Annotated in this window: 23 protein-coding genes; 8 read left to right on the top strand and 15 right to left on the bottom strand. The window is 57.8% G+C overall.

Annotation, left to right across the window (positions count from 1 at the left end):
• Window positions 1–22 precede the first annotated feature (22 nt).
• The 3 genes from LPB19_RS00370 to LPB19_RS00360 all read right to left on the bottom strand — a co-directional run bounded on the left by LPB19_RS00370 (window position 23) and on the right by LPB19_RS00360 (window position 1,952).
• Window positions 23–685 (bottom strand): hypothetical protein, encoded by a 663-nt coding sequence (locus LPB19_RS00370; protein ID WP_206644124.1) that lies wholly within the window; start codon window positions 683–685, stop codon window positions 23–25.
• A gap of 79 nt (window positions 686–764) precedes the next feature.
• Window positions 765–1,043: a mechanosensitive ion channel family protein gene (locus LPB19_RS00365; RefSeq protein ID WP_206644123.1), complete on the bottom strand. Its 279-nt coding sequence runs from the start codon at window positions 1,041–1,043 to the stop codon at window positions 765–767.
• Entirely contained in the window at window positions 1,044–1,952 is a 909-nt protein-coding gene (locus LPB19_RS00360) for a LysR family transcriptional regulator (protein ID WP_206644122.1), read from the bottom strand. It abuts the gene before it with no gap.
• A 123-nt stretch (window positions 1,953–2,075) separates the two neighbouring features.
• Between LPB19_RS00360 and LPB19_RS00355 the strand changes: the two genes are divergently transcribed.
• Together LPB19_RS00355 and LPB19_RS00350 are read left to right on the top strand one after the other, a co-directional pair.
• Complete coding sequence (locus LPB19_RS00355; RefSeq protein ID WP_206644121.1) at window positions 2,076–3,101, top strand: Gfo/Idh/MocA family protein; 1,026 nt, start codon at window positions 2,076–2,078, stop codon at window positions 3,099–3,101.
• Window positions 3,102–3,181: 80 nt separating this feature from the next.
• Window positions 3,182–3,931, top strand: a complete 750-nt coding sequence (locus LPB19_RS00350) for a type 1 glutamine amidotransferase domain-containing protein (protein WP_206644120.1) — start codon at window positions 3,182–3,184, stop codon at window positions 3,929–3,931.
• 239 nt (window positions 3,932–4,170) lie between these two features.
• Here the strand turns inward: LPB19_RS00350 and LPB19_RS00345 are convergent, their stop codons facing one another.
• Both LPB19_RS00345 and LPB19_RS00340 read right to left on the bottom strand, forming a co-directional pair.
• Window positions 4,171–4,551, bottom strand: a complete 381-nt coding sequence (locus LPB19_RS00345) for a hypothetical protein (protein WP_206644119.1) — start codon at window positions 4,549–4,551, stop codon at window positions 4,171–4,173.
• 1,422 nt (window positions 4,552–5,973) lie between these two features.
• Window positions 5,974–7,506, bottom strand: a complete 1,533-nt coding sequence (locus tag LPB19_RS00340; protein WP_206644118.1) for a cryptochrome/photolyase family protein — start codon at window positions 7,504–7,506, stop codon at window positions 5,974–5,976.
• Window positions 7,507–7,708: 202 nt separating this feature from the next.
• Here LPB19_RS00340 and hemN point away from each other — a divergent pair, with 202 nt between their 5' ends.
• Window positions 7,709–9,130 (top strand): oxygen-independent coproporphyrinogen III oxidase, encoded by a 1,422-nt coding sequence (gene hemN / locus LPB19_RS00335; RefSeq protein WP_206644117.1) that lies wholly within the window; start codon window positions 7,709–7,711, stop codon window positions 9,128–9,130.
• Window positions 9,131–9,139: 9 nt separating this feature from the next.
• Here hemN and moaA read toward each other — a convergent pair whose 3' ends face one another.
• Window positions 9,140–10,132 carry a GTP 3',8-cyclase MoaA gene (gene moaA, locus LPB19_RS00330; protein ID WP_206644116.1) on the bottom strand — a complete coding sequence of 331 codons (993 nt, stop codon included), beginning with the start codon at window positions 10,130–10,132 and terminating at the stop codon, window positions 9,140–9,142.
• A 253-nt stretch (window positions 10,133–10,385) separates the two neighbouring features.
• Here moaA and LPB19_RS00325 point away from each other — a divergent pair, with 253 nt between their 5' ends.
• A complete protein-coding gene (locus tag LPB19_RS00325) occupies window positions 10,386–10,823 on the top strand; it encodes an RrF2 family transcriptional regulator (RefSeq protein ID WP_206644115.1) in 438 nt (145 codons plus the stop codon).
• Here the strand turns inward: LPB19_RS00325 and LPB19_RS00320 are convergent.
• Both LPB19_RS00320 and LPB19_RS00315 read right to left on the bottom strand, forming a co-directional pair.
• Entirely contained in the window at window positions 10,811–11,902 is a 1,092-nt protein-coding gene (locus tag LPB19_RS00320) for a fatty acid desaturase family protein (protein WP_206644114.1), read from the bottom strand. The genes LPB19_RS00325 and LPB19_RS00320 overlap by 13 nt on opposite strands.
• A 52-nt stretch (window positions 11,903–11,954) precedes the next feature.
• A complete protein-coding gene (locus LPB19_RS00315; protein WP_206644113.1) occupies window positions 11,955–13,058 on the bottom strand; it encodes a ferredoxin reductase in 1,104 nt (367 codons plus the stop codon).
• A 195-nt stretch (window positions 13,059–13,253) separates the two neighbouring features.
• On the opposite strand from LPB19_RS00315, the gene LPB19_RS00310 reads away from it, so the two are divergent.
• Window positions 13,254–13,895: a TetR family transcriptional regulator gene (locus LPB19_RS00310; RefSeq protein ID WP_228289156.1), complete on the top strand. Its 642-nt coding sequence runs from the start codon at window positions 13,254–13,256 to the stop codon at window positions 13,893–13,895.
• Here the strand turns inward: LPB19_RS00310 and LPB19_RS00305 are convergent.
• Window positions 13,892–15,328 (bottom strand): WS/DGAT/MGAT family O-acyltransferase, encoded by a 1,437-nt coding sequence (locus tag LPB19_RS00305; RefSeq protein ID WP_206644112.1) that lies wholly within the window; start codon window positions 15,326–15,328, stop codon window positions 13,892–13,894. The two genes, LPB19_RS00310 and LPB19_RS00305, sit on opposite strands and share 4 nt — an antisense overlap.
• A gap of 214 nt (window positions 15,329–15,542) precedes the next feature.
• On the opposite strand from LPB19_RS00305, the gene LPB19_RS00300 reads away from it, so the two are divergent.
• The gene (locus LPB19_RS00300; RefSeq protein ID WP_206644111.1) at window positions 15,543–15,923 is read left to right on the top strand and encodes a CidA/LrgA family protein; all 381 of its coding nucleotides are present in this window, start codon (window positions 15,543–15,545) and stop codon (window positions 15,921–15,923) included.
• The gene (locus LPB19_RS00295; RefSeq protein WP_206645630.1) at window positions 15,916–16,647 is read left to right on the top strand and encodes an LrgB family protein; all 732 of its coding nucleotides are present in this window, start codon (window positions 15,916–15,918) and stop codon (window positions 16,645–16,647) included. The genes LPB19_RS00300 and LPB19_RS00295 overlap by 8 nt, the downstream gene beginning before the upstream one ends.
• Here LPB19_RS00295 and LPB19_RS00290 read toward each other — a convergent pair whose 3' ends face one another.
• The 5 genes from LPB19_RS00290 to tmpT all read right to left on the bottom strand — a co-directional run bounded on the left by LPB19_RS00290 (window position 16,648) and on the right by tmpT (window position 24,433).
• Entirely contained in the window at window positions 16,648–18,567 is a 1,920-nt protein-coding gene (locus LPB19_RS00290; RefSeq protein WP_206644110.1) for an alkaline phosphatase D family protein, read from the bottom strand.
• A gap of 90 nt (window positions 18,568–18,657) precedes the next feature.
• Complete coding sequence (locus LPB19_RS00285; protein WP_206644109.1) at window positions 18,658–20,217, bottom strand: SpoVR family protein; 1,560 nt, start codon at window positions 20,215–20,217, stop codon at window positions 18,658–18,660.
• Window positions 20,214–21,509, bottom strand: a complete 1,296-nt coding sequence (locus LPB19_RS00280) for a YeaH/YhbH family protein (RefSeq protein WP_228289155.1) — start codon at window positions 21,507–21,509, stop codon at window positions 20,214–20,216. Before LPB19_RS00280 ends, LPB19_RS00285 begins: the two co-directional genes overlap by 4 nt.
• 33 nt (window positions 21,510–21,542) lie before the next feature.
• Window positions 21,543–23,465 (bottom strand): PrkA family serine protein kinase, encoded by a 1,923-nt coding sequence (locus LPB19_RS00275; protein ID WP_206644108.1) that lies wholly within the window; start codon window positions 23,463–23,465, stop codon window positions 21,543–21,545.
• 314 nt (window positions 23,466–23,779) lie between these two features.
• Window positions 23,780–24,433 carry a thiopurine S-methyltransferase gene (tmpT, locus tag LPB19_RS00270; RefSeq protein WP_206644107.1) on the bottom strand — a complete coding sequence of 218 codons (654 nt, stop codon included), beginning with the start codon at window positions 24,431–24,433 and terminating at the stop codon, window positions 23,780–23,782.
• Window positions 24,434–24,505: 72 nt separating this feature from the next.
• Between tmpT and LPB19_RS00265 the strand changes: the two genes are divergently transcribed.
• Window positions 24,506–25,441, top strand: coding sequence for a D-2-hydroxyacid dehydrogenase (locus LPB19_RS00265; protein WP_206644106.1), 936 nt, complete (start codon window positions 24,506–24,508; stop codon window positions 25,439–25,441).
• A 60-nt stretch (window positions 25,442–25,501) separates the two neighbouring features.
• Here the strand turns inward: LPB19_RS00265 and LPB19_RS00260 are convergent, their stop codons facing one another.
• Window positions 25,502–26,755 carry an OmpP1/FadL family transporter gene (locus LPB19_RS00260; RefSeq protein WP_206644105.1) on the bottom strand — a complete coding sequence of 418 codons (1,254 nt, stop codon included), beginning with the start codon at window positions 26,753–26,755 and terminating at the stop codon, window positions 25,502–25,504.
• Between the last annotated feature and the right edge of the window lie 148 nt (window positions 26,756–26,903).

The raw sequence follows: 26,903 nt of genomic DNA, 5'->3' as shown, positions 1-26,903 counted from the left end.
CGGTAGCGGTGCCCGGTGAACCTTACCGGGTGCCGCTGCTGTTCTCGGCGGCGATGCGGGCTTGCTGTAATCGCTGGCGCAGATACTCGCTGCGATCCAGACCACCAGGGATGCTCTGCATCCCCATCACTTCCTCGACGATCTGCTTTTCCTGCCGTTTATAGGCCTCAAACCGGGGCTTGGGCTCGGCCAGCCAGGCTTGATGGCGAGCGTCGGACTCGGCCTGGTAATGCTCAATCAGCGCTTCAGCGGCGGCCTTCTGTTCGGCTTCATCCGGGTATTCCAGCTTGGCGATGGCGATACGCACGAGCAGGGCCTCTGCGGCGGTGACCTGATCGGCTTCCTCGTAGTCTGTCAGTTGTGCTTTCAAGGCGGCGGCCTGGGCCGTTAGTTCTTCCATGGTCAGGCGGTCGGCCTGCTGGAAGAATGCCCGCACGTCACCCTGAAACTCCAGTTGTCGGGCAAAGGTGAGTGTTTCCGGGGCTTGCAGGAGTTGCTGCTGCTCTAGCGTGATCGCCGGGTCGTCCGGGGCCACTGCCTGTGGAATAGCGATGACTCCAGGCTTCGGGGCAGGAGCCTGTTCCGCAAGGTTCGGCGTATCGGTCGTGTAAATCCAGATCGCAGCCGCTGCGGCAATCACAACCGTTCCGCCAATGGCCACAGAAGCCAGCTTGAAGCGAGTCATGGCACTCTCGTGTTGTTGTTCTGATACCTCAACTGTAGTTCAAACCCAACGCCTTAGAAGCCCCGGCTTTGCGGGATTCTTAACTGGCCGACTTCGCTTGTTCGACCGGTAGCGGCTCCTTGAATGTGAGAGTGCGATAGGGGAAAGGTATTTCGATGGCGGCGTTGTCCAGCGCGGCTTTGACCGCTTCGATCACCTCGTCTTTGGATTTGCGGATATCGATCGGGCGTGAGCCGGTCCACCAGGTGATTTCAAAATCAATGGAACTGCTGCCGAAGGCCTGGGCGAAGATCTCTATGCCTCGTAAGCGGTTCTGCAGGGCAAAAGCGGAGGCACCGGTCGCAAAGCGGACACTCAATCACCGACTAAGCAAGCTACGAATTTGTTGCCGAAGCCAGGCTCGTAAGGGGTCTTCATGGGTTCGCAGATGCCAGGTTTGAAGAATTTCGATGCTGGGTAAATCAATGGGTGGCGGGTAGTGGATAAGCTCCGGCTGAAGGCGGCACGCTTGCACTGCGATAGAATTCAGACACGTGATGATTAGGTCACTTCCTGCAATCATCGACGTTGGTGACAAGAAACTGGACAGCCCGGCTACCACCGTGCGCTTTCGCCCCAACGCCTCAAGTTTTCGATCAACCAAGCCATCCAGATCCCCGGTCAACGTCGTGACCAGATGATCGCAGTCCAGGAACGTTTCCAAATTCAGCGTTTCGCCGATCCGGCTGTTCTCCCGGCTGGCAAGGACCGAAAAACGCTCCTCGTGGATTTTTTGCTGGTAGAAGGTATCAGGTAATCCCTCGAAAAAACCGGCAATGGCGATGTCACACGTACCGGTTTCCAATTCGCTCCTCGGAAGCTTTCCCCGGGTGTTATGGAACACCAACTGGGTATTCGGTGCCTGCTCCCTAAGAATCGGCAATAGCCCCGGCGTTATAAGCTGCTCAATGTAATCTGTTGCAAAGATGTGTATTCGATCTTTCCGCAACAGATAGCTCTCCTCATCGCAGTAGTCGTAGAAGGACTCCAGGGATCGAATCAGTTGCTGAATCATTGGGGCCAGCTGATGGGCTCGTGGCGTCGGTGTCAGCCCTCGTGGAGCTCGCGCAAACAGGGTGTCATCGAACTCACCTCTTAATTTAGCCAGCTTGTGGCTGAGTGCTGGTTGGCTCAGATTGATGCGTTCGGCCGCTGCGGAGACACTCCTCTCCTCATACAAGACCTGGAAGAGTTTCAAAAGATTCAGGTCCTTAGTTTTGATATTCACTTTTCGAATTCCAGATATATAACAGTTAGATTTAATTTATAGCAGAACGCTCCCTAGTATGGCGTCCCATAGCCGCAAGCACAGAAATCACACGCGGCAGGTAACCTTGAATAGGAGCTCAACATGGAACCCATCCGAATTGGCATAGTTGGAACCGGAATGATTGCCGGTGTCATTGCAAATGCCATCAAACAAAGTGATCACGGTCACTTAGTCGCCGTTGCCAGTCGCCGACACGAGCGTGCCGCAGAATTTGCACAGGAACACGGTATTGCCGAAGCCTATGGCAGTTGGCAGGAACTGGTTCAGGCAAAGGGCATCGATGCCGTCTATGTCGCGACTCCAACCGCTGGACGTGAGGAGATCTGTCTGGCCGCACTAAATGCTGGGAAACACCTGATCAGTGAAAAGCCGTTTCTGAACGCCGAGTCCGTGAAGCGCATTGCCAGCGCCGCCGAAGCTAGGGGCCTGTCCTTTATGGACGCGACACACTTTACCCATCACCCGAGGACCCAAGCGGTGGTGAAAACGCAGCAAGCGGATCTCGGGCGGGTAAACCGTGTTCGTACCTCGTTTTTCTTCCCTTTCATGGACCGGGAAAACATTCGATTTGATTCCTCGAAGGAGCCAACCGGCGCCGTCGGCGATATGGCCTGGTACAACATGCGTGCCATCGTAGAATTCATGCGACCAACCCAGCCGGTCAAAACCTTGCATGGCACGATTCGCCGGGATGACCAGACCGGCGCCGTGGTTGGCGGTACCGGAATGATTGAATTCGAAGGTGGTCAGGTCTCCAGCTTTGACTTTGGTTATGACGCTGGCGTTTGCCAGATGGATCTGGACATCATCGGCGAGCAAGGACTGATCCAGATGGATGACTATGTCCTTGACTGGAAGGACGGCTTTGCCTTCAACAATCCCGAGCATGTGGCGCAATTCCGGGTGCGCCAGGACATGGCCGCGCCAGAGGACTTCAAACCAGTGTTGGTACCGACACCAAAGCCCCAAGCGGCGAACATGATCGACGGCTTCTGCCGCCTGGTTCGTAAACCGAGCGAGGGCGATCGACTTCTAGCTGTACAACGCGCGCTACAGACCCAGAGTCTGCTGGACCGGTTCTGCCAGATCACCGGGTTAACCCAATAGTCCGCGTCCCATAGATTTTAAACCGTCTGGAATAGCCCGTTTAACAACAGGCTATTCCCACACGCCAAAGAGTAGATTCAATGAAAACGTTAATAAAGCTGTTCGCTGCGTTTCTGATTGCCACCGCGTCCACAGTTACATCGGCGGAAACCCGCGCCCTGATTGTGGTGACCAGCCACGATAAAATGGGTGAGACCAACAAGCGTACAGGCCTCTGGCTGGCAGAAATGACCCACCCTTACTACGAACTGACCGAAGCGGGCATTAAGGTGGAGATTGCCAGCATCAAAGGCGGGGCAGCCCCCATTGATCCCAATAGCCTGGCCGATGACGACGCTATCAACAAAGAGTTCCTGGCAAACCCGGCAACACGAACGCTGCTGGATAATACGCTAACACTCGCGGACGTTGATCCGGCACGTTATCAGGCCATTGTGTTTGCCGGCGGACACGGCACAGTCTGGGACTTCTCAGCCAGCCAGGCGGTGAATGACATTGGTTTCGCGGTTTACCAGCAGGGTGGATTTGTTGCAGCGGTGTGTCACGGTCCGGCCGCCCTTCTGAACATCCGCGATGACAACGGCAGGCTCATCATCGAAGGTAAAAAAGTTGCTGGATTCAGCAACAAAGAGGAACAGGCCGTCGGCCTAACCAACGTCGTCCCTTACCTGCTTCAGGACGAACTGGCCGAAGGCGGTGCCGAGTACCTGGAAGGCGGCATGTTTGAAAGCTTCGTCGTACAGGATGGACGGCTGATCACCGGACAGAATCCGCAATCGGCCCTGGAACTGGGCAAAACGTTGGTAGATTCGCTGATCAACAACAGCTGATCATCGCGCCGAATCACGGACACACAGCATGGGAGTTAACCCCGGGGCAGCGACGGTTAATTCCCTGCTCATCAGCGTTACAGGACCGAGTTCATTCACACAGCAACAGGTTGAACTTTCAAGTTCAAGGCGGACAGGTCGCATAGCGGACATTCGGAATGGGCGATCAACGCCGTGGTAATGGGCGACAACGGAGCAACGCGTAGTTGGCGTCCCGTTGACCACCTTGTTAGCTGACATCACATGTGTTCTCTCCAGGAAATGAACTCTCTTTTATCAGCACTGAACTCGATAGCCATATCGCGCTGAGACTTGATGTCATTAGATCGCGCAATAATCTCGTACCCGGTCTCACTCTTATCCACTGCATATAAGCTGGAAATCTTAGGAACCGACTCGGGAACTTCGATCTGCTTGTCGATCTCACCGTCCGCCCCTACAACATAAAAAGCATCTCTTCCTTCGAGACGACTTCGGGCAACTATGACGAAAATTTGGGGAGCAGCGCCACTCAGTAGTACATCGGCATAAAACAAGTTGCCTGCAAATACCTTCTGAAACGTCTTACCCTCGAAAGACCACTTCAAGCTGCGCCCTGAAAACTCCAAGTTATCGATCATTCTTGATACCAGCTAACGCAAAGCTTTGCGGCTGACGGGGCGCAGCACCGGCAGTCCACAACAGTGACTAGTTAGGACATTTTCCATCATTCACTAGCCATATAAATTTATGATTTCCTGAAGAACTCTGTCGTCTTGCGGAGAGAACTCTCTGCACTCCACCTCCTGAAATGCACGATAGACAAACCGACCCGGAATGCAGTCGAGGTTTGAAGCTATTGAAAACACGACCGAAAACTTATCGACGTCACTGACCACGTATTTTTGTGCAAGGTAGCAAATTGCTCTCAGCGCATAGGCTTCGTCATTCAGCTTCTCAAGTGTAATCATCGCCCGACTCGACCTGTCTATTTCCTAACGCCTGCATAAACGGCGGCCTGGCAAGGCCGTCCGGTGGAGGCCACGCTGTTCGTGGCCGTAACGAATTTGATGCACTGGTTAGCTGGCCTTGATCACACTCAGAAGCTGAATTCTCAGATCCTGAGACATTCGAGGTAGCGACCTAACCACCGGCCAACCTTGATGGCGAAAGTACAAGATGTGCCAAAACGTTCTAGCCCCCTCGATAGCATCCAATTCGTAAACCGACCGCCTACCAATAAGACCCAAGTTAAATATCAAGTGCTGATTACTTACCTCAACTGCCGGGAACGTTAACCTGATCTGCGACCGACGAATTAAGAACAACCCAAAGCCCAATGAAACTGAAAACGCCCACAGGTACAAGTCGACACGGCCTGACTCAATAGCCGTGAAGATCAAAAGAGTTGTCAAAGGAACCCACAAGATCAGACAGGCCAAACAATGTACAAAAATGGAGTTGCTGCCCCACCTACTTCTATCGCGATATTGAAACACTGATACTTTCCGTACAGCTAACAGCTTATTAGTTTGAATTCGCATTAAACCGCAATCGCGACCTCCCGTCCAAACCGAGATCACAGCACCAATTCTCGCTCTAATTCATACAGATAGCAGAGTGCCAGCACGGATTTTTCGGCGCTCTTTCCTGCAAAAAATGTGCATCGGGCAAAACGTGCAGGCTCGTGCAAGTTAAAACCATGCCCTCGGAAATTTTAGTCATTAAAACATAGGGCTACAGAGTAACCCTTGGAAAAAACGTGCACGCGCTGCAAATAAAACCGCACGAAACCGGACGATTTTGAGCGATTTTCATTATACCCCCAGTAAAGCTACAGACGGATTTGTGCGCCGAATTCGCTACTCAAAACCAGCTTCGCAGTTCGAGTTTTTGAAATCGTGAAGGGCCGAATTTCCGTCCGTATCAGGGAAGAAAAGCGGGGAGCCCAGGGTGCAATGTGAATGTCCGCTTTTGTTTAACAGGTGCGAAAACAGATGTGCCGCAGGAGTAGCCAAAGTCTGGTGCCATAACCACGAATGCTGGCTGGAGTATCAGGGCCTTCAAAGGTTCTCGACGTTGTCCAGTAACCACTCCGCCCTCTTCAGCAAGGCTTCCCGGCGGTCGGGGTCCTGTTTGTCCCAGTTCCGGTACATCATGCCCATGCGGGGGTTGCCCTCGAAGTCGTCCCGGTGCCGGTCGATGAAATGCCAGTACAGGGCGTTGAACGGGCAGGCGTCGTCTTCGGTGCTGTTGCTCACCTTGTAGTGGCAGTTGGCGCAGTGGTCTGACATGCGCTGGATGTACTTGCCACTGGCGGCGTAGGGCTTGGACCCCAGATAGCCGCCATCGGCGTGCATCACCATGCCAAGCACGTTGGGCAGTTCCACCCAGTCGTAGGCGTCGGCATACACCGCCAGGTACCAGTCGCAGATTTCTTCCGGCTTGATGCCGGCCAGCAGGGCGAAGTTGCCGGTCACCATCAGGCGCTGGATGTGGTGGGCGTAGGCATTGCGGCGGGTGGCGTCGATGGCCCGGTGCATACAGCGCATTTTGGTCTCGCCGGTCCAGTAGAACCAGGGCAGGGCGCGGCTGTTACCCAGCCGGTTTTCCTCGGCGTAGTCGGGCATCAGCATCCAGTAGATACCGCGCACGAATTCGCGCCAGCCGATGATCTGGCGAATGAAGCCTTCCACCGCATTGATCGGCGCACGGCCGGAATACCAGGCCTGGGCGGCGGCCTCACACACCGACAGCGGATCCAGCAGGCCGCAGTTGATGTAGGGCGAGAGGATGGAGTGGAACAGCCAGTCTTCGGTGTCGGACATGGCATCCTGATAGTCACCGAAGCAGGGCAGGGCGTAGTCGATGAAATGCTCCAGCGCGGCTTCGGCGTCCTCACGGGTGACCGCGAAGTGAAAATCCTCGGTGGTGCCGAAGTGGTCCTCGAAGTGCTCGTCCACCAGTTTGATCACCGCCTGGGTAATCTTGTCCGGTTCCACCCGGAAGGTGGCGGGGGCGGCCGGCTTGCCGGTCCACTTCTTGCGATTATCCGCATCGAAGTTCCATTCGCCGCCTTCGGGGTCGCCGTCGGCGGTCATCAGCAGCCCGGTTTTGCGGCGCATCTCCCGGTAGAAGAATTCCATGCGCAGCTGTTTCCGGCCCTCGGCCCAGTCGGCGAATTCCTGCTTGCTGGCGATGAATCGGGTGTCCGGCCGGATCTCCACCTGCACCCCCAGGCGGGTGTGCCACTGGCTGATCTGATCGTGCAGGCGCCATTCTCCACATTCGGTGGTGATGACGCTTTCCAGGGAATGCTCCTTGAGCTGCGCGGCAACCACATCCTCCAGGCTCTTGTGTTTCGAGCCCGGGTCGAAGGCGTGGTAGTGCACCTGCCAGCCGTCCTGTTCCAGTTGCCCGGCGAAGTGGCGCATGGCGCTGAACAGCAGCACCAGCTTTTTCTTGTGATGGTTGGTGTAGCCGGCTTCGTCGGCCACTTCCGCCATCACGATCCGGTCCTCGTTCGGGTCGGCGTTTTGCAGGGCGCTGATCTCGGGGCTGAGCTGGTCGCCCAGGATCAGAATCAGATTGGCCATGGCGGCAGGCTCCGGGGTCTACACTGTTGAGGTAAGGCTAACCAGTGTACGCCCAGTGCGCGCCGCTGGTTCAGACGAAACTGACGGCGGCTGATGCCGAATGTGCCAGGCAACTGACCCGGGTCAACTGCGACAGCAAGGGACCCGGCGATAATGGCCCCACAGTTTGAACCAATCTTCATGCAATCATACCGAGTTCGCTATGGCCCCCGACTCTGCAGCCGCTGCCGTTGTTTCCAATGAACTTCCGGATTTTCTCTGGGACGATGCCCTGATCCGTCGCTATGACCTGAGCGGCCCCCGTTACACCTCGTACCCGACGGCGGTGGAATTCACCCCCCGATTCGGCATCAAGGATATGGTCAAAGCAGCGGGCCGGAGCCGGGCCAGTGGTGGCCCCCTGTCGCTGTACACCCACCTGCCGTTCTGCGCCCACCTCTGCTATTACTGCGCCTGCAACAAAGTGATCACCAAGAAGCGGGACAAGGCCATGCCTTACGTGGAGCGCCTGCTGAAGGAGGCGGCTCTTCAGGCAAAGATGTTCGGTGCCGACCGGCCGGTGCGCCAGTTGCACTGGGGCGGCGGCACACCCACCTTCCTGCCCACCGACGTGATGCGCGATCTGATGGCCGGTTATGGCGAGTTGTTCAACCTGCAGGCCGACGAGGACCGGGATTACAGTGTCGAGATCGATCCCCGGGAAGTGGACCACGACACCTTGTCCACACTCTGGGATCTGGGTTTCAACCGCATCAGCCTGGGCGTTCAGGATGTGAATCCTGAGGTTCAGAAAGCGGTGAACCGGGTGCAGCCCCGGGACATGACCGAAGCGGTGCTGAACGAAGCCCGCAAGATCGGCTTCCGCTCGATCAATCTGGACCTGATCTACGGACTGCCCCATCAGACCCCGGAGAGTTTCGCGGACACGCTGGAAGCGGTCATCGAGATGTCGCCGGACCGGCTGTCGGTGTTCAGCTATGCCCACCTGCCGGACCGTTTCTACCCGCAGACGCGGATTCAGGCCGAGACTCTGCCCAGTGCCCAGCAGAAGCTGACCATCCTGCACAGCACCATCAACCGGTTGTTGGAGGCGGGCTACGAATACATTGGCATGGACCACTTCGCCAAGCCGGATGACAGCCTCTCGGTCGCCCAGTGCGAGGGTCGTCTGCACCGGAATTTCCAGGGCTACACCACCCATTCAGATTGCGATCTGGTATCCCTGGGGGTCTCAGCGATTGGTCAGACCGACGATGCCTATTTCCAGAACCATCACGACCTGCCGGCCTGGGAAGCGGCCATCGACGCCGGCCAGCTGGCCATTAACCGGGGCGTGGCTTTGAGCCGGGATGATCGCATCCGCCGTTGGGTCATCGGGCAGTTGATCTGTCAGTTCCGGTTGGATCGGAGTCGGTTTGCCGATGAGTGGAATGAAGACTTTGACCGGTACTTCGCCGATGAACTGAGCCGGCTTCGCCCGATGATCAAGGATGGTCTGGTAGCGGACGAGGGCGGGGTGCTGCAGGTGCAGCCGGCGGGGCGATTGCTGATTCGGGCGATTTGCCAGATTTTTGATCTGTACCGGAAAGAAGGCGCCAGCAAACGCTTCTCCCGGATTATCTGAACCGGCGGCTCAGCCGCCGGTCATGTTCATGAACCGAAGGATCTGAACGTCACCGTTGCTGGCAAAGTGGTGGCGTTCGGGCTTCAGGTCCATGGCTTGGATGATGGTTTCCCGCAGTTTGTCGTCCGACTCCGGATGGCCTCGCAGCACCCGCCTGAGATCCACGGAGTGCTCATTGCCGAGGCACAACAACAGTCGTCCTTCCACCGTCACCCGGACTCGGTTGCAGGTAGAACAGAAGTTGTGGGAATGGGGCGAGATAAAACCCACTTTGGTTTTGCTGTCCGGCATGCGGTAGTAGCGCGCGGGGCCGCCAGAATTTTCCGAGGTGGGTATCAGTTCGTGTCGTTCTTGGATGATGTCCCGCACTTCGTCGCTGGTACACAGCGTAAGGCCACGGTCATGCTCGGAAATCTCGCCCAGCGGCATCTCTTCGATGAAGGTAATGTCGATGTTTTTTTGTCGGGCGAAGTCCACCAGATCCGGGATTTCCTCGTGGTTTCGTCCTTTCAGAACCACTGTGTTCAGTTTGATGCCTTCAAAGCCGGCGTCCCGGGCGGCATCGATACCGTCCAGTACCTGTGACAGCTTGCCGGTGCGGGTAATGCGGTGGAATTTGTCGGCGTCCAGCGAATCGAGGCTGATGTTCAGTCGCTTCAGGCCAGCTTTGCGCAGAGGCTCGGCCATGGTGGGCAGCTGACTGCCGTTGGTGGTCATGGCGAAATCATGCAAACCAAAGGTGCCTATTTCCCGAACCAGCTCGAGAATGTCTCTGCGTACCAGTGGTTCACCGCCGGTCAGACGGATCTTCCGGGTACCCAGGTCAACAAAGGTTCGTGCCACTTGAGCAAGCTCTTCAAGCGTAAGAACCTGCTCGCGCGGAACGAAGGTCATGTCTTCTGACATGCAGTAGACACACCGGAAGTCACATCGGTCGGTCACCGACAGGCGCACGTAGTTAACGGTGCGGCCAAAACGATCGGTTAGCGGGGTCCGTGCCATTATGTCGCATTCCTATCCGGGTTAGCGGGCGCTTTACCCTAGCATAGTAGATGACATACAGATTAGCGCGGGCAGGTGGCTGACGGGAAGAACGAATTTCAGCGGATTTCGGGCAAATTTCCCATTAGCTGATATTCTGCTTTTAACGTATTCCTTTTCAGTGGCGGTGCCGCAGTGTCTGGATTTGCTCTGCCAGGGAAGATGAGGCTTTAGAGTCTCACATTCATCTGTCCAGCAAACGGGGAGGCATTGAATGCACATCACCCGATATACCGATTACTCCTTGCGTGTGCTCATTTACCTGGCGGTGCAGAACAAACGGCTGACCACGATTCAGGAAATCGCCGACCAGTATGATATTTCCAGAAACCATCTGATGAAGGTGGTGCATCAACTGAACAAGCGTGGCTACATTGAGACGGTCCGCGGCAAGAAAGGCGGGATGCGTCTGGACCGGGAACCGACGGACATCAATGTCGGTATCCTGGTGCGGGAAACCGAGCAGGACCTGAAAATGGTGGAATGCTTCTCGCCAAAAACCAATTGCAGGATTGCACCGGTCTGTGGCCTGAAATCCATGTTTGGCGAGGCCCTGCAGGCCTTCCTTGCGGTACTCGACAACTACACCCTGGCCGATGTTATTCAGGATCAGCACCGGCCCCAGTTGCTAAGGCTGCTTCACGTCGCCTGAACCGCGCCTTGGCCAGGCAGGCGGGTGCGAATCGCGTCCGGCAGCGAGAAGGCCGCAATGCGCTTCAGAACCGAGCCATACTGCCGGGCGAAGCTGCCGGTGTTGTAAGGTATGTCGTGCTTCTGGCAGACCGCTTGCACCTGGCCGGAGATTTCCGGGTACCGGTGGGCTGGCAAGTCGGGAAACAGGTGGTGCTCTACCTGAAAGCTCAGGTGTCCGCTGAGCAGGTGTACCCACTTGCCGCCGGTGAAGTTGGACGAGCCGGTTAACTGCCGCAAATACCAGTGTCCCTTGCTTTCGCCTTCGCACTCGGCCTCGGTAAACGTTTCGGCCTGCTGGGTGAAATGGCCGCAGAAAATTACCGTTGACGCCCACAGATTGCGGATCAGGTTGGCACCGGTATTACCGGCAAGCACAACCGGCGCAACTGGCAGGGTGACCAGCGGAAAGAAGACGTAGTCCTTGAACGCCTGGCGCCCGCCCTTGCGAGCGAAATCCTTCAGAAACGGAAGCTTGTCACGCAGGCGGATTTCGCCCCGGCGAATGCGTTCGCTCTCCAGTTCGTGCAGGCCGACTCCCCACTGGAAGAAGACACTCAGTAGAACGTAGTTGATGAACTGCAGGCTGTGCCGTGGGCGCCATTGCTCGTCGTCGCTCAAACGCAGCAGTGCGTAGCCGTAGTCCCGGTCCTTGCCGATGATGTTGGTGTAGGTGTGGTGCTCGTAGTTGTGGGTGCGGCGCCAGGAGTCGCCCGGGCAGACCGTGTCCCACTCGTAGTTCTGGGAATGCAGGCTCGGGTCATTCATCCAGTCGTACTGGCCGTGCATGACGTTGTGGCCGATCTCCATGTTTTCGAGAATTTTAGCGATGCCGAGGGTGGCGGTGGCCGCAACGAAAACCGGCGGCACAACCCCCAGCGGCATCATGATGCGTCCGGCGACCTCGAGGGTACGATGCAGGCGCACAATGCGGCGGATGTAGTCGGCGTCCCGTTCGCCAAGATCTGCGACCACCTGCTCCCGGATTGCGTTTAAATCGCGCTCCAGTTCGCTGAGCTGTGCTTCGGTCATCCTGTTCATGCTGGTGCTCCTTGCGGCGCTTCTGTGCGCGGCGGTGTCATTGGGTAATGGATCAAGCATCGATCGAGACCGGGCCCTGAGGCACCGAGATGCACAGCTGGATGTTCTCTTCGCCGTGGCCAGAGCGCTGGCCGGTAAGGCGATTGATCACCGTGCCGGAAGTCTTCCGGCAGCTGCATTGGTGGCAGATCCCCATGCGACAGCCATAACGCAGGTTCAGGCCGGCGGCTTCCGCAATGTCCAGCAGGTTGGCGTCGCCCTCTGAACCCACCTCAAGATGGCTGCGGGCGAACTGAACCTGGCCGCCCAGGGATTGATCGTCAAGATTCGCCCGAGGCGCGGAAAAATAGGTGCAGTGAATGTCGCTAGTGGCAACTCCGCGACTCCGAAGAAGCTGATTGGCCAGATCCATCAGGCCTTTGGGGCCGCACAGAAAAACCTGCCTGGCTTTCAGGCCGGGCACAGTCTCCAGGTCGGCATCTGACAAATAGCGCGGGGAGGTCCCTTCCTCGGTTGCGATGATGATCAGGGACAGCGCTGAATAGCGAGCCGCCAGTGCCTCAAGCCGTTTGCCGGCAATCACGTCCCGCTGGCTGCGCACGTAATAGAGCAGGGTGACCGGCGCCCGATAATCCTGCGAAGCCATGGTTTCAAGTTGGCTCAGGATAGGGGTAATACCGCTGCCGCCGGCAATGAACAGAACCGGCGCGGCGGGGGCCGGGATCAGAAAGTCACCGAAGGCGTCGCCCAGACCCAGAACGTTTCCCGGCTCAAGATGATCGTGCAGCCAGTTGGTCACCAGGCCGCCCGGCAGGCGCTTGATGGTCAGTGTGATCAGCCCCATCTCGCGCCACAGGATCGGAGCACTGGAGAGACTAAAGGTGCGGGTGTGACGCTTGCCGTCAATCTCAGCACAAATGTTCACGTGTTGCCCGGCCTCGAAACCTTGCCAGCGCTGAGCGGGTTTCAGGACCAGGCTTTTGGTGTCTGATGTCTCCTGAATAACCTGTGTTACCTGTGCAGGTGTGTACCCTTGTACCCACAATGGGTTGATGCGTTCCAGCAGCGGGTCAAAAAAGGCAGCCGGATTATCACGGTTAAGCAGCTGCTTGCCGAGCCACTGGAACGCCTTGCCTGGCTTTTCTCTCGCTAACATAGTGTTTCTCCACGGTGCGAATCTGTACTCTTGTGTACAGTTGTTCACTTGTGTGTACGACTGTACACACAGGAAGGTTAAAGCACAATGGGAAACGTGGTTTTCTGGCTTCAAGTGACAAGCCGTAGCTACTTTTCTGGCTTTGGATGTGTACACTTGTCACTCGGTAGTTACAGTAATCGGTATGGGCAGTTCATGGCGGAGAAACAGCGGGAGAAACAGCGCAGGAAGCCGGGCGAAACGCGCGAAAAACTCATGGCGGCGGCGCTCACCCTGGTGGGCAATGGGCGGCATTTTGACAGTTTGGGAATAAGGGAGGTGACCCGGCAGGCCGGCGTCGTGCCCACGTCCTTCTATCGTCACTTCCGGAGTATGGACGATCTGGGGCTACAGCTGGTGGACGAGCTTGGCCTGGTATTGCGTCGGATGATGAGAGAGGCCCGGGCGCATGCTCCCGAGGCGGACAAACTCATTGAAGAGTCCGTCGATGTTTTCATCCGTCATGGCCAGGCCAATCGCAGTTTTTTCCTGTTTATGGCACAGGGGCTGGCGGGTGAGAGCCGGGCGGTTTATGAGGGCGTTCGCAGTGAAATCCGGTTCTTTGCCACTGAGCTGGCGAATGACTTGCGGCGCTTGAGACTGGTGGATCACTTGAGCGATGGAGATCTGGATATGACCTGTGATCTGGTGGTCCGCACCGTGGCATTCAGCCTGACGGACCTGCTCAGGGTAGCGGCAGACGACGAGTACCAGACCGATCAGATCCGGAAGCGGACGATCCGCTTCCTTCAACTGATCTTTGTCGGTGCCGATCACTGGCAGAGCAGCAAACACTAGGCGCTCTTGCGGGTGCGCCTCGGGGTCTTTTTGGGTTTCGGCGGAATCAGCAGGCTTTCCAGTTCGTCCAGCGCCTCACCGGTGTAGACCGCCAGTTTCTGCATGCTGGGCAGGGTATCCCGGCAGCCGGTAAATCCGAAGTTCAGCGAGCCGTGGTAACTGAGGCAGGTGATGTTAAGCGCCCCTCCGTGTGTGATCAGCGACACCGGATACATCGCTTCCAATCTGGCGCCCTCGTAGAAGTGGCTCTCCTGCGGGCCCGGCACGTTCGAGATCGTGACGTTGAACGCCGGACGCATCCGGCCACCAAGCCCGGACATCAGCTGCAGGATGTAGGGAGACATCATCAGCATGGTGTACTGGGTGAGGGCGGCCCGCGGCAGCTTCTGCAGGTGCTCCTTGGCCACGCGGGTGGATTCCTTGATCTGCTGCAGGCGATTGAGCGGGTCTGGTTCGTCGGTTGCCAGCGAGGCAATCATGAAACTGATCTGGGTGCCTGTACCCTGATCGTCGGCCGGGCGAACGTTCACCGGAATGCCCGCCGTCAGTGACGAGTCGGGCAGTTCCCCCTGCTCGAGCAGGAAACGCCGCAGGGCCGTGCCACACAGGTACAGCACGATGTCGTTGAGCGAGCCGCCCGACTCGTGCGCCAGCTCTTTGATGCGTTCAAGTTGGTAATGTTGGGTGGCAAAACGGCGCTGGCCAGTGACCCGGTGATTGATCTTGGACACCGGGCCCATAAACGGGAACGGGAGGCCGTCTTCCGGATGCCGGACCGAGTGCAGAATCCGGCTGCCCGCCTGCACCAGCCGTGGTGCCATATCGGCCTGCAGTTTCAGGGCTTCCATGGCCTGGGAGACGGCAGCGGGAATGCTGGCCTCGGAATCGGTCTTGCTGCCACGCCGGGAAACCGGTTTCACGCACCAGGGAGGTGTCATGTTGGTCTTGGTCGGATCGGTGGTCAGCACGCGCTGCATCAACCGGACACCGCTGATGCCATCAATCAGAGAGTGATGCATCTTGGTGTACAGGGCAAAGCGGTTGTTTTCCAGCCCCTCGATGACGTGACACTCCCACAGCGGCCGGTGGAAATCCAGCGGGTTGGAGTGCAGGCGCGATATCAGAATACCGAGCTCACGCTCACCGCCGGGGCGGGGCAGGGCCGAGTGACGAACGTGGTAGTCGAGATCGATGGCCTTGTCTTCTTTCCAGGCTGGTGCCAGCACCTTGCCAAGGGCTCCGGGCCAGGCGAGTTTGTAACTCCATGGCGGTGCAACATCACCGGCCTCCTTCATGCGGGTCACCATGTCCCGCAGAAAGGTATCGGGAGCGCCTTCGGGCAGTGAAAAAATCAGGAGATTACCCACGTGCATAGGGGTGTCTTCCGATTCAACTGCCAGCCAGGAGGCATCCATTGTTCCCAGGCGTTTCATTCCTTGTCTCACTCCACGAATGTTAAAAGTTAAAAGGTGTGTGACCTCAGTATACTGATAACGAAAGCGCTTCACGATGACACGGTCGATAATCTGAAAGCGTTTTTGCGACATTTGACGGTTTGGCATGGCAGCCGGGAGCCGCTATCCGCCCCATCAATGTACAGCTATGCTTTGATCATAAAGGGCTTTCTCAAGGACAGGGCGTCTGGCTATGGCATTTATCCACGGAATAACCATGTTGCTGGTTTACCAGTTGGTGGGCGAGGTTACGGTGCGCCTGGCCGACGTGCCCATTCCCGGCCCGGTTTTGGGCATGGTCATGTTGTTTGCCACCCTGTGGATTCGGGGCCAGGCTCCGGACTCTCTCGAGCAAGCATCGTCGGCCTTGCTTGCTCATCTGTCGCTGCTGTTCGTGCCGGCGGGCGTGGGCATGATGGCGCACTTCGATCGCATCGCCGAGGAGTGGCTGCCCATCACGCTGGCGTTGCTGTTGAGCACCATCATCACCATGGTGGCCACGGCGCTGATCATGCAGTTCACGACCCGATGGCTGGTGAGGCCTTCCGGACCGGAAAAGTCTCATGATGACTGATCCGAACCTCAGGGATATCTGGGTTTACCTGTCCGCCTCGCCACTGATGGGGCTCACCATAACGATGGTGGCTTATGCGCTGGCGTATCGCCTTTATCAGCGCGCAGACTCCAACCCGTTCACCAATCCGGTGGTCACCTCGGTGGCCATGTTGATCGGGGTGCTGTTGCTGACCGGCACGTCCTATGACGATTACTTCGAGGGTGGACAGTTCGTGCATTTTCTTCTGGGGCCGGCCACGGTGGCACTGGCGGTCCCCCTGTACCAGCAGTTCAGCCGGCTGCGGCAGTTATGGCTGCCGGTGAGTATTTCGCTGGTGTGCGGGGTGGTGATTGCGGCAGGCAGTTCCATTGGCCTGGCCTGGTTGCTGGGCGGCTCGACGGAAATCCAGATGTCGCTGGCACCCAAGTCGGCCACGGCACCCGTTGCCATGGGAATTTCCGAAAAAATTGGCGGCTTGCCCTCACTGACGGCGGTGCTGGTGGTCATCACTGGCATCACCGGCGCGGTGCTCGGCACGAAGCTGTTCGAGTGGTTGCGGATCAAGGACGACACCGCCAAGGGCATCGCCATGGGAGTGGCGGCTCATGGCATTGGCACTGCAAGGGCGTTTCAGGTCAGCTCCCAGATGGGCGCCTTTTCGGGCCTGGCGATGGCGTTGTCGGCTTTCGCCACCGCCTTGATTGTGCCCTGGCTGGTGGATTGGCTGCAGGCTCTGGTCTGATCAGGCATCCCGGCGCCGTTGGAACACGGTGCCGCCGCCACCGGCATTCAGTTGCCGGATGCTGGTTGGGGCACCTTCGTTATCCAGGCGCACATCCCCAATGCCCGAACCATTCCAGAGCCGTTCTCCCGCTTCCCGCCCCCTGGGCAGTCTGGGGGAAATCCACATGCGCCGGCGCTTGGTGAACCAGTTCAGAGGGGACCAGGGAGCGAACAGCCACCGATTGAGACGGTCCAGCCACTCAAGCAGGGTATTGGGAAATTCGTTCTTGATGCCGCTGCTGGTGATCTGCCAGACATGAGGGCCGTTCTCCATATGGCGCAACCGAACATCGTAGGCAAAAGAGTAGTGGACATCCCCGGACAGAATTACGAAGTGTCTGGGGGTTCGCGGGTGCCCGAAAATATTGAGCAACACACTGGCGGCACCGCGATGGGCCATCCAGTTTTCGGCGTCCACCAACAGCGGCTTGCCGAAAAAGGTAAACACCCGCTGGATCATCTCAATCAGTTTCACGCCGAACATGGGGGCGGCTGACACCACCACCACCGCGTCTTCGCCCATGATTTCGTGCTGGAAGTCGGTCAGTGCTTCCCAGTCCATCAGCCCGGACGGGTGACTGCGGCGGAGTTCGCTGCGCCAGCGATGGGTGCGGGTATCCAGCACCACCAGTCGGGGGGAGGTGAGCAGGCTGTAATGCCAGCGTTGAAAGTCAAAGAGTGCGTCGATCAGTTGGTCCTGTATCGCCTTATCCAGTTCGTTCCGTGGGTCGCTGGAGTTGAACAGCTGCTGGCAATGGTCGATCAGTTCGGCGAAATTCTGCGGCTGATTGCCCCAGCCCTGACACAAAAGATAACCCAGCAGAGCGTTGCCGATGATGCGCCGGGAGAAGGGATGTTCGTAGGCGGTGGTCTCCCAGAGGGCTGAGAGGTTCCAGTCGTCGGTAACATCATGGTCGTCAAAAATCATATACACAGGCACGTTGGCCAGGGCGCGCGCGGCGCGCGGAAGGTTCGAGCGGAAGTCGTCGATAATGGCCTGCTCTTTCCGGTAGCGCGCAAGTTCCTCCGGGTCATCGACAGGCTCAGTGCTGGTCACCAACGCCCAGGGTTGCGGTGACCAGACCAGCAGGTACATGGCCATGACTTCGGCAAAGGAAATCAGATGATTGCCAGCGTGCGCGGTAGTGAACACCGGCTTGCGGACGCCACCAAAGAAGCGCTCGATCAGGTCCTCGTTGAATTCGGATTCCGGCAGCAGTTCATCTCGGTGGTAATAGGCGTGGGCGACCGAGACAAGTTCTTTACTGTGGCCGAGTGAGGCGCCTTCCAGCGTTTCCTGGTACAGGCCCAGTTGCTGAATAACGCACTGGATGGCGTGCAGCATGGGGCCAGCCACATCATCGGTATAGATCTGGTCACCGGTCAGCAGGAGCAGCGACGGCGTATCTTCCAGCCGCTCGGCCTTGTGCAATTCCCCGTCCACTCGGACAAGTCCGTCGCCTGTCGGGTGGTGAGGCTTCCGGCAGGAACCATGGAAGATGCGGTCCAGTTTTGATTTCAGGGTGAATCCCGGGCGCTCGCGGCCGTCGGGGCAAAGATGGGGTGCCCAGCTGCGTATCCATTGCGGTGCGTCTGATTCGTCTGTTGTTAGGCCCAGGTCATAGTCCAGACGGGTATCGCGGGGCAGGGCGTGTTCCGGAGTGATGGTCAGCAGGTTCAGCCAGGCCCGGGTGCCAACTCTGAGGCGGATAAGCTCGGCTTCGGCCAGCGGACGATCCAGCAGGCTGTCTGTGCCGTGGAATACCTGAACGGTGACGGCGACCTCTCCGCTGGTTACCAGCCAAAAGACCAGTGAGTCCGGTGCCGCATGACGCAGGACCGGACCGGCCAGAACCGGGCCCGGCGCTGTTGCTTTCATTGCAGAATGTGTGTCGTCAAGGTGAGTCATCCCGCCCAATCTTCACGGGTGCCAGGTTGCCGGTTTGCCGGTCAGCATCGGGTTACCGGCCTAATCCTCAGCGAGCCCTTTGGTCGGACAGTGAAATTCCTCGACCACCATGTCGTCATCAAAACTTTCAAGGTGCACGTCGAAGCCCCACAGCCGGTGAACGTGACGCAGCACTTCCTCGGTGTCGTCCCCAAGTGGCACCCGGTCAACCGGAACATGGCGCAGGGTGAGTGAGCGATCGCCGCGCACATCCACGTTCCAGACCTGGATGTTGGGTTCCCGATAGCTGAGGTTATATTGGCGGGCGAGTTTTTCCCGCAGTGGCCGATAGCCAGGGTCGTCATGGATGGCGGTGACCCGATAGACGTCTTCCTGATCGTCGTTCTGCACGGCAAACAGTTTCAGGTCCCGCATCACCTTGGGTGACAGGAACTGCTGGATAAAGCTCTCGTCCTTGAAGTTCTTCATGGCGAAATGCAGGGTTTCCAGCCAGTTTGAACCGGCGATGTCCGGGAACCATTCCCGGTCCTCTTCGGTCGGGTCTTCGCAGATCCGCCGCAGGTCAGTGAAGATGGAAAAACCCAGCGTGTACGGATTGATACCGGAGTACCACGGGCTGTTGAACGGAGGCTGATACACCACGGCGGTGTGACTTTGCAGGAACTCCATCATGAAGCCGTCGTTGACCAGGCCTTTCTCATACATCCGGTGGGTCAGGGTATAGTGCCAGAAGGTCGCCCAGCCCTCGTTCATGACCTGGGTCTGGCGCTGGGGATAGAAATACTGCCCCAGTTTTCGAACGATGCGAACGATCTCCCGCTGCCAGGTTTCCAGCAGGGGCGCGTTCTTTTCAATGAAATACAGAATGTTCTCGTGGGGCTCTTCCGGGAACCGCTTTTTCTGCTCGATCGTATCGATGTCGTCAGGACGGGGAATGGTGCGCCAGAGGTCATTGATCCTGCGCTGCTGGTATTCTTCCCGCTCTTGCTGGCGGCGCTGTTCTTCCACCGCCGAAATGGGTGCCGGGCGTTTGTAGCGATCGACACCATAGTTCATCAGTGCGTGACAGGAATCGAGGATTTCTTCCACCGCTTCGACACCGTGGCGCTCTTCGCACTCGGCGACAAAGTTCCGGGCGAACACCAGGTAGTCGATGATGGCGCTGGCGTCGGTCCAGGTGCGAAACAGATAGTTGCCTTTGAAGAAGGAGTTGTGGCCGTAGCACGCGTGGGCAATCACCAGCGCCTGCATCGGCAGGGTGTTTTCTTCCATCAGGTAGGCGATGCACGGGTTGGAGTTGATCACGATCTCGTAGGCCAGCCCCATTTGTCCGCGCTGGTAACTCTTCGACGTGCTTAAAAACTGCTTGCCGAAGGACCAGTGATGGTAACCCACGGGCATGCCCACGGAGCTGTAGGCGTCCATCATCTGCTCGGCACTGATGACCTCAATCTGGTTCGGGTAGGTGTCCAGTCCGAATTCCTGTGCACACTTGGCGATTTCCTCGTCGTACTCGCAGATGAGATCGAAAGTCCATTCGGAGCTGGTGGAAATCGGTTCCTCGGCTCTGGGTTGCCCCTGTTCCTCGGGAACGTTGGGGCGATCCATGAAATCGGTCATGCGGCTTTCCTCTCGAACAACTGGCGGAACACCGGGTAAATCTCGCCCGGGTCGGCTATCTGCTGCATGGCAAAGCTCTGGGGGAACTGCTGCATGATCTTTTCGTACTCGTACCAGAGCATCTGATGATCCTGCGGCGTGATCTCGATGTAGGCATAGTACTGCACCAGCGGCAGCAGGCTGTCTGCGAGGATCTTGCTGCACACCGGGGAATCGTCGTTCCAGTTGTCACCGTCCGACGCCTGGGCCGCGTAGATGTTCCATTCAGAGGGCGGATAACGGGCATCGACGATCTTCTTCATCAGCTTCAGCGCGCTTGAGACGATGGTGCCGCCGGTTTCCCGGGAATAGAAGAATTCCTCCTCATCCACTTCCTTGGCGCTGGTGTGATGGCGAATGAAGACGACATCGATCTTCTTGTAGTTCTTCTTGAGAAACAGGTACAGCAGAATGAAGAACCGCTTGGCAATGTCCTTGTGCATCTGGGTCATGGAACCGGACACGTCCATCAGGCAGAACATCACGGCACTGGTGGCCGGCTTGGGCTGCTTCAGGTGCTGGCGGTAGCGCAGGTCGATTTCGTCAATGAAGGGAATGCGCCGGACATTGGCTTTCAGGCGGGCGATTTCCTCTTCCAGTGCCTGAACCTGGTCTTCATGACTGAAGGCCGGATCAAGCTCCGCCGGCGCGGATTTCAGCGCTTCGAGCTGCGCTTGCATCTCGCGGATTTTCTTCTTTCTGGCGCCGCCAAGGCCGAGGCGCCGGGCATGGGCGCCCCGAAGTGAGCGCACTACGTCCAGCTTGGCCGGAACACCCTGGGTGGTGAAGCCCGAACGCACGTACTTGAACGATTCGGTGTCGCGGAGTTTCTTGCGGGCCAGATTGGGCAGTTCCAGATCATCGAACAAGAAATCCAGGAACTCGTCCTGGGTGATCTGGAAGGCGAATTCATCCATGCCCTCGCCGTCCGGGCTTGCGTTGCCCTGTCCCTGGCCCTTGCCCCCGCCGCCGGCGGGTTTCGGAATGGTGTCGCCGGCAACAAATTCCTGATTGCCGGGGTGCACCACTTCGCGGCTGCCGCCCTGGCCGTGGTGGAAGATCGGTTCCTCGATATCCCGGGTGGGAATGCTGACGTGTTCGCCCCGTTCAATGTCGGTGATGGATCGACGCTGCACCGCATCCGACACCGCTTTCTTGATGTGATGCCGATACCTGCGCAGGAACCGTTCCCGGTTCACTGCGCTCTTGTTTTTGCCGTTCAGTCGCCGGTCGACGACGTGGGTCATACCCATAGCGTTACTCCCGTTCAGCGCTCAGTCGCAGGCTCAGTGAGATTTACGCACCCTGAGGTACCATTCTGCGAGCAGGCGTACCTGCTTCTCGGTGTAACCCCGGTCGACCATGCGCTCCACGAATTGCTTGTGCTTCTTCTGATCTTCCTGGCTGGCTTTCGGGTTGAATGAAATCACCGGCAGCAGATCTTCGGTGTTGGAGAACATCTTCTTCTCGATCACCGCACGCAGTTTTTCGTAGCTGAGCCAGGATGGGTTGCGGCCCTGATTGTTGGCCCGTGCCCGAAGCACAAAGTTAACCACTTCGTTGCGGAAGTCCTTCGGATTACTGATGCCGGCCGGCTTCTCGATTTTTTCCAGTTCGTCGTTGATGGACGAGCGATCAAGAATTTCGCCGGTTTCCGGATCCCGGTATTCCTGGTCTTGAATCCAGAAGTCGGCGTAGGTCACGTAGCGGTCAAACAGGTTCTGGCCATACTCGCTGTAGCTTTCCAGGTACGCGGTCTGGATTTCCTTGCCGATGAATTCCACGTAGTGCGGCGCGAGGAATTCCTTGATGAACCGAAGGTAGCGTTCCTGGGTTTCGGTGGGGAACTGCTCCTGCTCGATCTGTTTCTCGAGCACGTACAGCAGGTGTACCGGGTTCGCCGCCACCTCCGTGGTGTCGAAGTTGAACACCTTGGACAGGATCTTGAAGGCGAAGCGGGTAGACAGGCCGTCCATTCCTTCGTTCACGCCCGCCGAATCCCGGTACTCCTGAATCGACTTGGCCTTGGGATCGGTGTCCTTGATGTTCTGGCCGTCGTACACCCGCATCTTGGAGAAGATGCTGGAGTTCTCGGGTTCCTTGATGCGTGAGAGCACGGAAAACTGCGCCAGCATGTCCAGGGTGTCCGGGGCACAGGGTGCGCCAGACAGTGAGCTGTGCTTGAGCAGCTTCTTATATATCTCGATCTCTTCCGTGACGCGCACACAGTAGGGCACTTTGACGATGTATACCCGGTCCAGGAAGGCTTCGTTGTGTTTGTTGTTTCGGAAGGTCTGCCACTCGGATTCGTTGGAGTGGGCGAGGATCACACCATCGAAGGGCACAGAGCCCATGCCTTCGGTGGTGTTGTAGTTGCCTTCCTGGGTGGCGGTCAGCAGTGGGTGCAGGACTTTGATGGGCGCCTTGAACATCTCGACAAATTCCAGCAGCCCCTGGTTGGCCTTGCACAGCCCGCCGCTGAAGCTGTAGGCATCCGGATCGTCCTGGGAGTAATCCTCCAGCATGCGGATGTTGACCTTGCCCACCAGGGCGGAGATGTCCTGGTTGTTGTCATCGCCCGGTTCTGTCTTGGATACGCCGACCTGATCCAGCACCGAGGGATAGCGCTTCACCACCCGGAATTTGCTGATATCGCCGCCGTACTCGTGCAGTCGTTTGACCGCCCAGGGCGACATGATGGAATTCAGATAGCGGGACGGGATGCCGTATTCCTCTTCCAGAATATGCGCATCTTCGGCCGGGTCGAACAGGCCGAGGGGAGATTCGTTCACGGGTGAGTCTTTGATGGCGTAGAAGGGCACCTTCTGCATCAGGACCTTGAGTTTCTCAGCGAGGGACGATTTACCGCCACCAACCGGGCCCAGCAGGTACAGGATCTGCTTCTTCTCTTCCAGACCCTGAGCGGCATGGCGGAAGAAGGACACGATGTTCTCGACCGCGTCTTCCATGCCGTAGAACTCAGAAAACTCCGGGTAGCGCTTGATGACTTTGTTGGAAAAGATGCGCGACAGACGGGAGTCACGGGAGGTGTCGATCAGTTCGGGTTCGCCGATGGCTATCAGCATTCGTTCAGCGGCCGTGGCATAGGCCGTTGGGTCCTTTTTGCAGATTTCCAGGTATTCCTCCAGGGTGAATTCCTCTTCCTGGGTACTGGCATACCGGTCCTTGAAGTGCTGCATGATGGTCATAGATGGCGCCTCGCTTGCTATCTGAAAAAGTCAGTACTCAGTTCACGCAATATCCCCGTTGCATCGGTTCCGCCGTTCAGGGCGGTCTGGTTCGTTATGGGTGGAAAGGAAGGTGATTACGAGCTGCCCGGCGTTATTGCTCTTGTGGCGGCTATTTATTCTGAGCTTAGTTCACGCTCGAAAAATAGGACAGCAGGGAAGTGGTTAAGGTTCATTAAAATATGTTATCGCCAGCGCCTTTTTGTAGCGCTGTGAACCGGGGCGCACGACAGCTGAGCCGCACGCCCGTAAAACCGGTTTCGCAGAACGGGGATTTACTGCTTGATCAGGCGAAAGACGCTTTCCGTGGCGCCATCCAGACCCTTACGCTTGGCGAAGGGATGGTCCCGTGCCAGCGTATTGGTGCGCAGGTGTTCGATGTCGTAGTCGTCGGCGTACAGTTCCCGGACTTCATCGTCGCTTACATTGAACGGTGGCCCCTGGAGGTTGCCCTCGTAGTCAAGGGTGATCAGCAGTATGCGGGTGCCGTCCGGGATGATCGCCGTCAAATGTTCAACGTAGCCGCGGCGCATTCTCGGGGGCAGGGCAATCAGCGCGGCGCGGTCGTAAACCAGGCGAATGTGTTTGAGGTCCTCCGGGACCAGCTGGAAGAAATCACCGCACCAGAGCTCCAGGTTGCCGTGTTTGAAGGTGGTGAAGGGTTCGCCCGGATGAACCTTGGCTTTCTCCTGGCCTTCCTCGAAGAAGTCCTTGCAGGCCACCTGGCTCAGCTCCACCCCGATGACCGGATGGCCGCGGTCGTGCAGCCACCACATGTCGTGGGCCTTGCCACACAGCGGGACGAAAACCGCATCGGCGGACTTGCCGGCCAGATCGGGCCAGTGGTCGTGAAGGTACTGATTCACCGTGCCTTCGTGGAAGCCGATTTCTTTTTTTGCCCAGCGCTCATGCCAGAATGCATGTTCCATGATAGCGGCCCTCGTTTGCGCGTTTGCTTCAGTCTAACCTAATCTGTGCCTGTCTGAATTCAGGAGCGAAGTATGAAAGCAGTCTTTCTCGATGCCGATACGCTGGGAAGCGATGTCGACCTGTCTCCCCTCGAGCGGGCCGCCGGTTCGATCCAGCAGCACGGGCGAACGACGCCGGAGCAGGTGCTGGAACGTATCCGGGGCTTCGATACCATCATCACCAACAAGGTGGTGCTCGGCCGGTCTCATTTTGAAGCGTGCCCGGAGCTGAAACACATTGCGGTTGTGGCCACGGGTCTGAATAACATCGATCAGGAGGCCGCCCGGGCACACGGCATTCGTGTGATGAACGTGACCAACTACGGCCGCTCGACGGTTGCCCAGCACACCATGGCGCTCATGCTCGCGCTGGCCACCCGCTTGCTGGATTACGACCGGGACGTTCGGGCTGGCCGCTGGGCCAGAAGCGATATGTTCTGCCTGATGGATCACCCGATTCTCGAGCTGGAGGGCCGCACGCTGGGTATCGTTGGTTACGGTGATCTCGGTCAGGGTGTGGTCGAGCGGGCGCGGGCGTTTGGCATGAACATCCTGCTGGGAGCACGGCCGGGCCAGGAAGCCGGGGAGGTGGATGGTTTGTCCCGCTTACCGCTGGACGAGCTGCTGCCAAAGGTGGACGTGCTGTCGTTGCATTGCCTGCTGACCGACGAGACCCGCAACCTCATCGGGGCCCGTGAGCTGGGCCTGATGAAAAAAGACGCCCTGCTGATCAATACCAGCCGTGGTGGTCTGGTGGATGAAGCGGCCCTGGCCGATGCGCTTCGGACGGGGCAGATTGGCGGCGCAGGCTTTGACGTACTGACTGAGGAGCCGCCTCGAAACGGGAACCCGCTGCTGGCCGAGGACATTCCCAACGTGATTATCACGCCTCATTCGGCCTGGGCGAGTCGCGAGGCGAGGCAGCGGATCGTGAATATCACCGCGAACAATCTGGAATCCCTCGCCTAGTTGGATGGCAAAAAAAAGCCCCGGCAGAGTCGGGGCAAATGAAATCGTCCGGTGTTTTTCTCAGAAGGTCCAGCCAACGCTGGCAGAGGCACCAAACTGATACATCTCCAGGGCGATGGTCTGGTTGGGCGACAGCGGATTGGGTCCGGATACCTCTTTCGCCGGCGAGTAAAACACCATGCCGGAGAGCTGGAGGTCGGCGGCAAGGTGGTGAGTAAAGCCGCCTGTGAGGTGCCATTCCTGTACGCCCGGAGCGAGGATGTTGAACAGCACGTCTTCGTCGGAGATTGGGTTTTCTCCATAGCTGACACCGGCGCGCCAGGCATGCTCGGGCGTCTGCTGCCATTGCCAGCCCAGTTTGAAGACGGTCATGTCGTCCCAGCCAAAACCGGCTCCATCGTCATCGCCGAGCTGGGCGGTCTGCAGATTCGGCAGCAACGGGTTACCGACGCTGTCGATTTCGCTGTAGCGGATGTGCTGCAGGTCCAGCAGGAACCAGTGGTCCTGAAGCCCGGACCAGGCAATCCCGGCCTTGAACATCTGTGGAATATCAAAGTCACCCTGCTCGGCGAACAGGCCCCGATACTTGTCGAATTCGTTCATGTGCAGGATATTGCGCCAGCTGACGCCGCCGCGCAGGGTGTCGGTGATTTGCCCCTGCCAGCCAACCTGGAAACCATAACCCCAGGCGTCGTCGGTGCCGTTATTGGTGACGGCAGCGGGATCGGATGAAAAGTTCGAAAACGCACCGAGCCCTTTGGCCTCGAACTGCTGGTAGGCAAACAGCGGGGAAATCCCGAAGGCTTGATTGTCGGTGAATTCCCAGGACCAGGTCGGAGCGATGAACACCTGCTTCAGATCCACGCCCGTGTGGCCGCCGTAGAACGGTCCGCCGTTTGTGCCAGGGTAGGAGGTGTTCATGCCACCGTTGGCAAAGACCGACAGGCCGAGAGCGTGATTTTCGTTGAGCTGGCGGTTAAAGCCCAGGTGAGGAATAACAAAGCCATTACGGCTGCTGTCATAGGTGCCCGGCTGCAGTGAAAACGCCGGCTGCGGCAGAACGTCGCCTTCCACTTCGTACTGGCGACGTGGGGAAAACACTTCCAGGCCGCCGTCGATCCGGTTCCCGACAAAGGCCATGCCGGCCGGATTGGTGGCGGAGGCAATGCTGTCCTGGGACAGCGCGACGCCTGCACCGGCCATGCCTTTATTGATGGTGCCATAGCCGTGGGCAAAATATCCGTTGGTTGCCAGCGCGGCTCCCGGAATCATGGTGGTGGCCGCAACGAGGGCCAGCGAATACTGCAGACGCATAAATGAACACCTGTTCGGAAAAATCGTCAATTTCGGCGACGGTTTTACAGGAAATGATTTATAACCGGAAGTGAAAAGCTGAGATATAGTTATGCTTTTGGGTTTGGTTCGCATTTGGTCTGGAATTGACCATACTCTGTTGAGTTGG

This window comes from Marinobacter salinisoli (genome assembly GCF_017301335.1).
Classification (GTDB): domain Bacteria; phylum Pseudomonadota; class Gammaproteobacteria; order Pseudomonadales; family Oleiphilaceae; genus Marinobacter; species Marinobacter salinisoli.
The sequence above is the reverse complement of the archived record's forward strand: the minus strand, read 5'-3'. Positions and strand labels throughout refer to the sequence as shown.

Excerpts from the sequence above, each read along its gene's own strand:
- LPB19_RS00370 (WP_206644124.1), bottom strand. The coding sequence starts at position 685 with ATGACTCGCTTCAAGCTGGCTTCTGTGGCCATTGGCGGAACGGTTGTG.
- LPB19_RS00355 (WP_206644121.1), top strand. The coding sequence starts at position 2,076 with ATGGAACCCATCCGAATTGGCATAGTTGGAACCGGAATGATTGCCGGT.
- LPB19_RS00350 (WP_206644120.1), top strand. The coding sequence starts at position 3,182 with ATGAAAACGTTAATAAAGCTGTTCGCTGCGTTTCTGATTGCCACCGCG.
- LPB19_RS00345 (WP_206644119.1), bottom strand. The coding sequence starts at position 4,551 with ATGATCGATAACTTGGAGTTTTCAGGGCGCAGCTTGAAGTGGTCTTTC.
- LPB19_RS00340 (WP_206644118.1), bottom strand. The coding sequence starts at position 7,506 with ATGGCCAATCTGATTCTGATCCTGGGCGACCAGCTCAGCCCCGAGATC.
- hemN (WP_206644117.1), top strand. The coding sequence starts at position 7,709 with ATGGCCCCCGACTCTGCAGCCGCTGCCGTTGTTTCCAATGAACTTCCG.
- moaA (WP_206644116.1), bottom strand. The coding sequence starts at position 10,132 with ATGGCACGGACCCCGCTAACCGATCGTTTTGGCCGCACCGTTAACTAC.
- LPB19_RS00325 (WP_206644115.1), top strand. The coding sequence starts at position 10,386 with ATGCACATCACCCGATATACCGATTACTCCTTGCGTGTGCTCATTTAC.
- LPB19_RS00320 (WP_206644114.1), bottom strand. The coding sequence starts at position 11,902 with ATGAACAGGATGACCGAAGCACAGCTCAGCGAACTGGAGCGCGATTTA.
- LPB19_RS00315 (WP_206644113.1), bottom strand. The coding sequence starts at position 13,058 with ATGTTAGCGAGAGAAAAGCCAGGCAAGGCGTTCCAGTGGCTCGGCAAG.
- LPB19_RS00310 (WP_228289156.1), top strand. The coding sequence starts at position 13,254 with ATGGCGGAGAAACAGCGGGAGAAACAGCGCAGGAAGCCGGGCGAAACG.
- LPB19_RS00305 (WP_206644112.1), bottom strand. The coding sequence starts at position 15,328 with ATGAAACGCCTGGGAACAATGGATGCCTCCTGGCTGGCAGTTGAATCG.
- LPB19_RS00300 (WP_206644111.1), top strand. The coding sequence starts at position 15,543 with ATGGCATTTATCCACGGAATAACCATGTTGCTGGTTTACCAGTTGGTG.
- LPB19_RS00295 (WP_206645630.1), top strand. The coding sequence starts at position 15,916 with ATGACTGATCCGAACCTCAGGGATATCTGGGTTTACCTGTCCGCCTCG.
- LPB19_RS00290 (WP_206644110.1), bottom strand. The coding sequence starts at position 18,567 with ATGAAAGCAACAGCGCCGGGCCCGGTTCTGGCCGGTCCGGTCCTGCGT.
- LPB19_RS00285 (WP_206644109.1), bottom strand. The coding sequence starts at position 20,217 with ATGACCGATTTCATGGATCGCCCCAACGTTCCCGAGGAACAGGGGCAA.
- LPB19_RS00280 (WP_228289155.1), bottom strand. The coding sequence starts at position 21,509 with ATGGGTATGACCCACGTCGTCGACCGGCGACTGAACGGCAAAAACAAG.
- LPB19_RS00275 (WP_206644108.1), bottom strand. The coding sequence starts at position 23,465 with ATGACCATCATGCAGCACTTCAAGGACCGGTATGCCAGTACCCAGGAA.
- tmpT (WP_206644107.1), bottom strand. The coding sequence starts at position 24,433 with ATGGAACATGCATTCTGGCATGAGCGCTGGGCAAAAAAAGAAATCGGC.
- LPB19_RS00265 (WP_206644106.1), top strand. The coding sequence starts at position 24,506 with ATGAAAGCAGTCTTTCTCGATGCCGATACGCTGGGAAGCGATGTCGAC.
- LPB19_RS00260 (WP_206644105.1), bottom strand. The coding sequence starts at position 26,755 with ATGCGTCTGCAGTATTCGCTGGCCCTCGTTGCGGCCACCACCATGATT.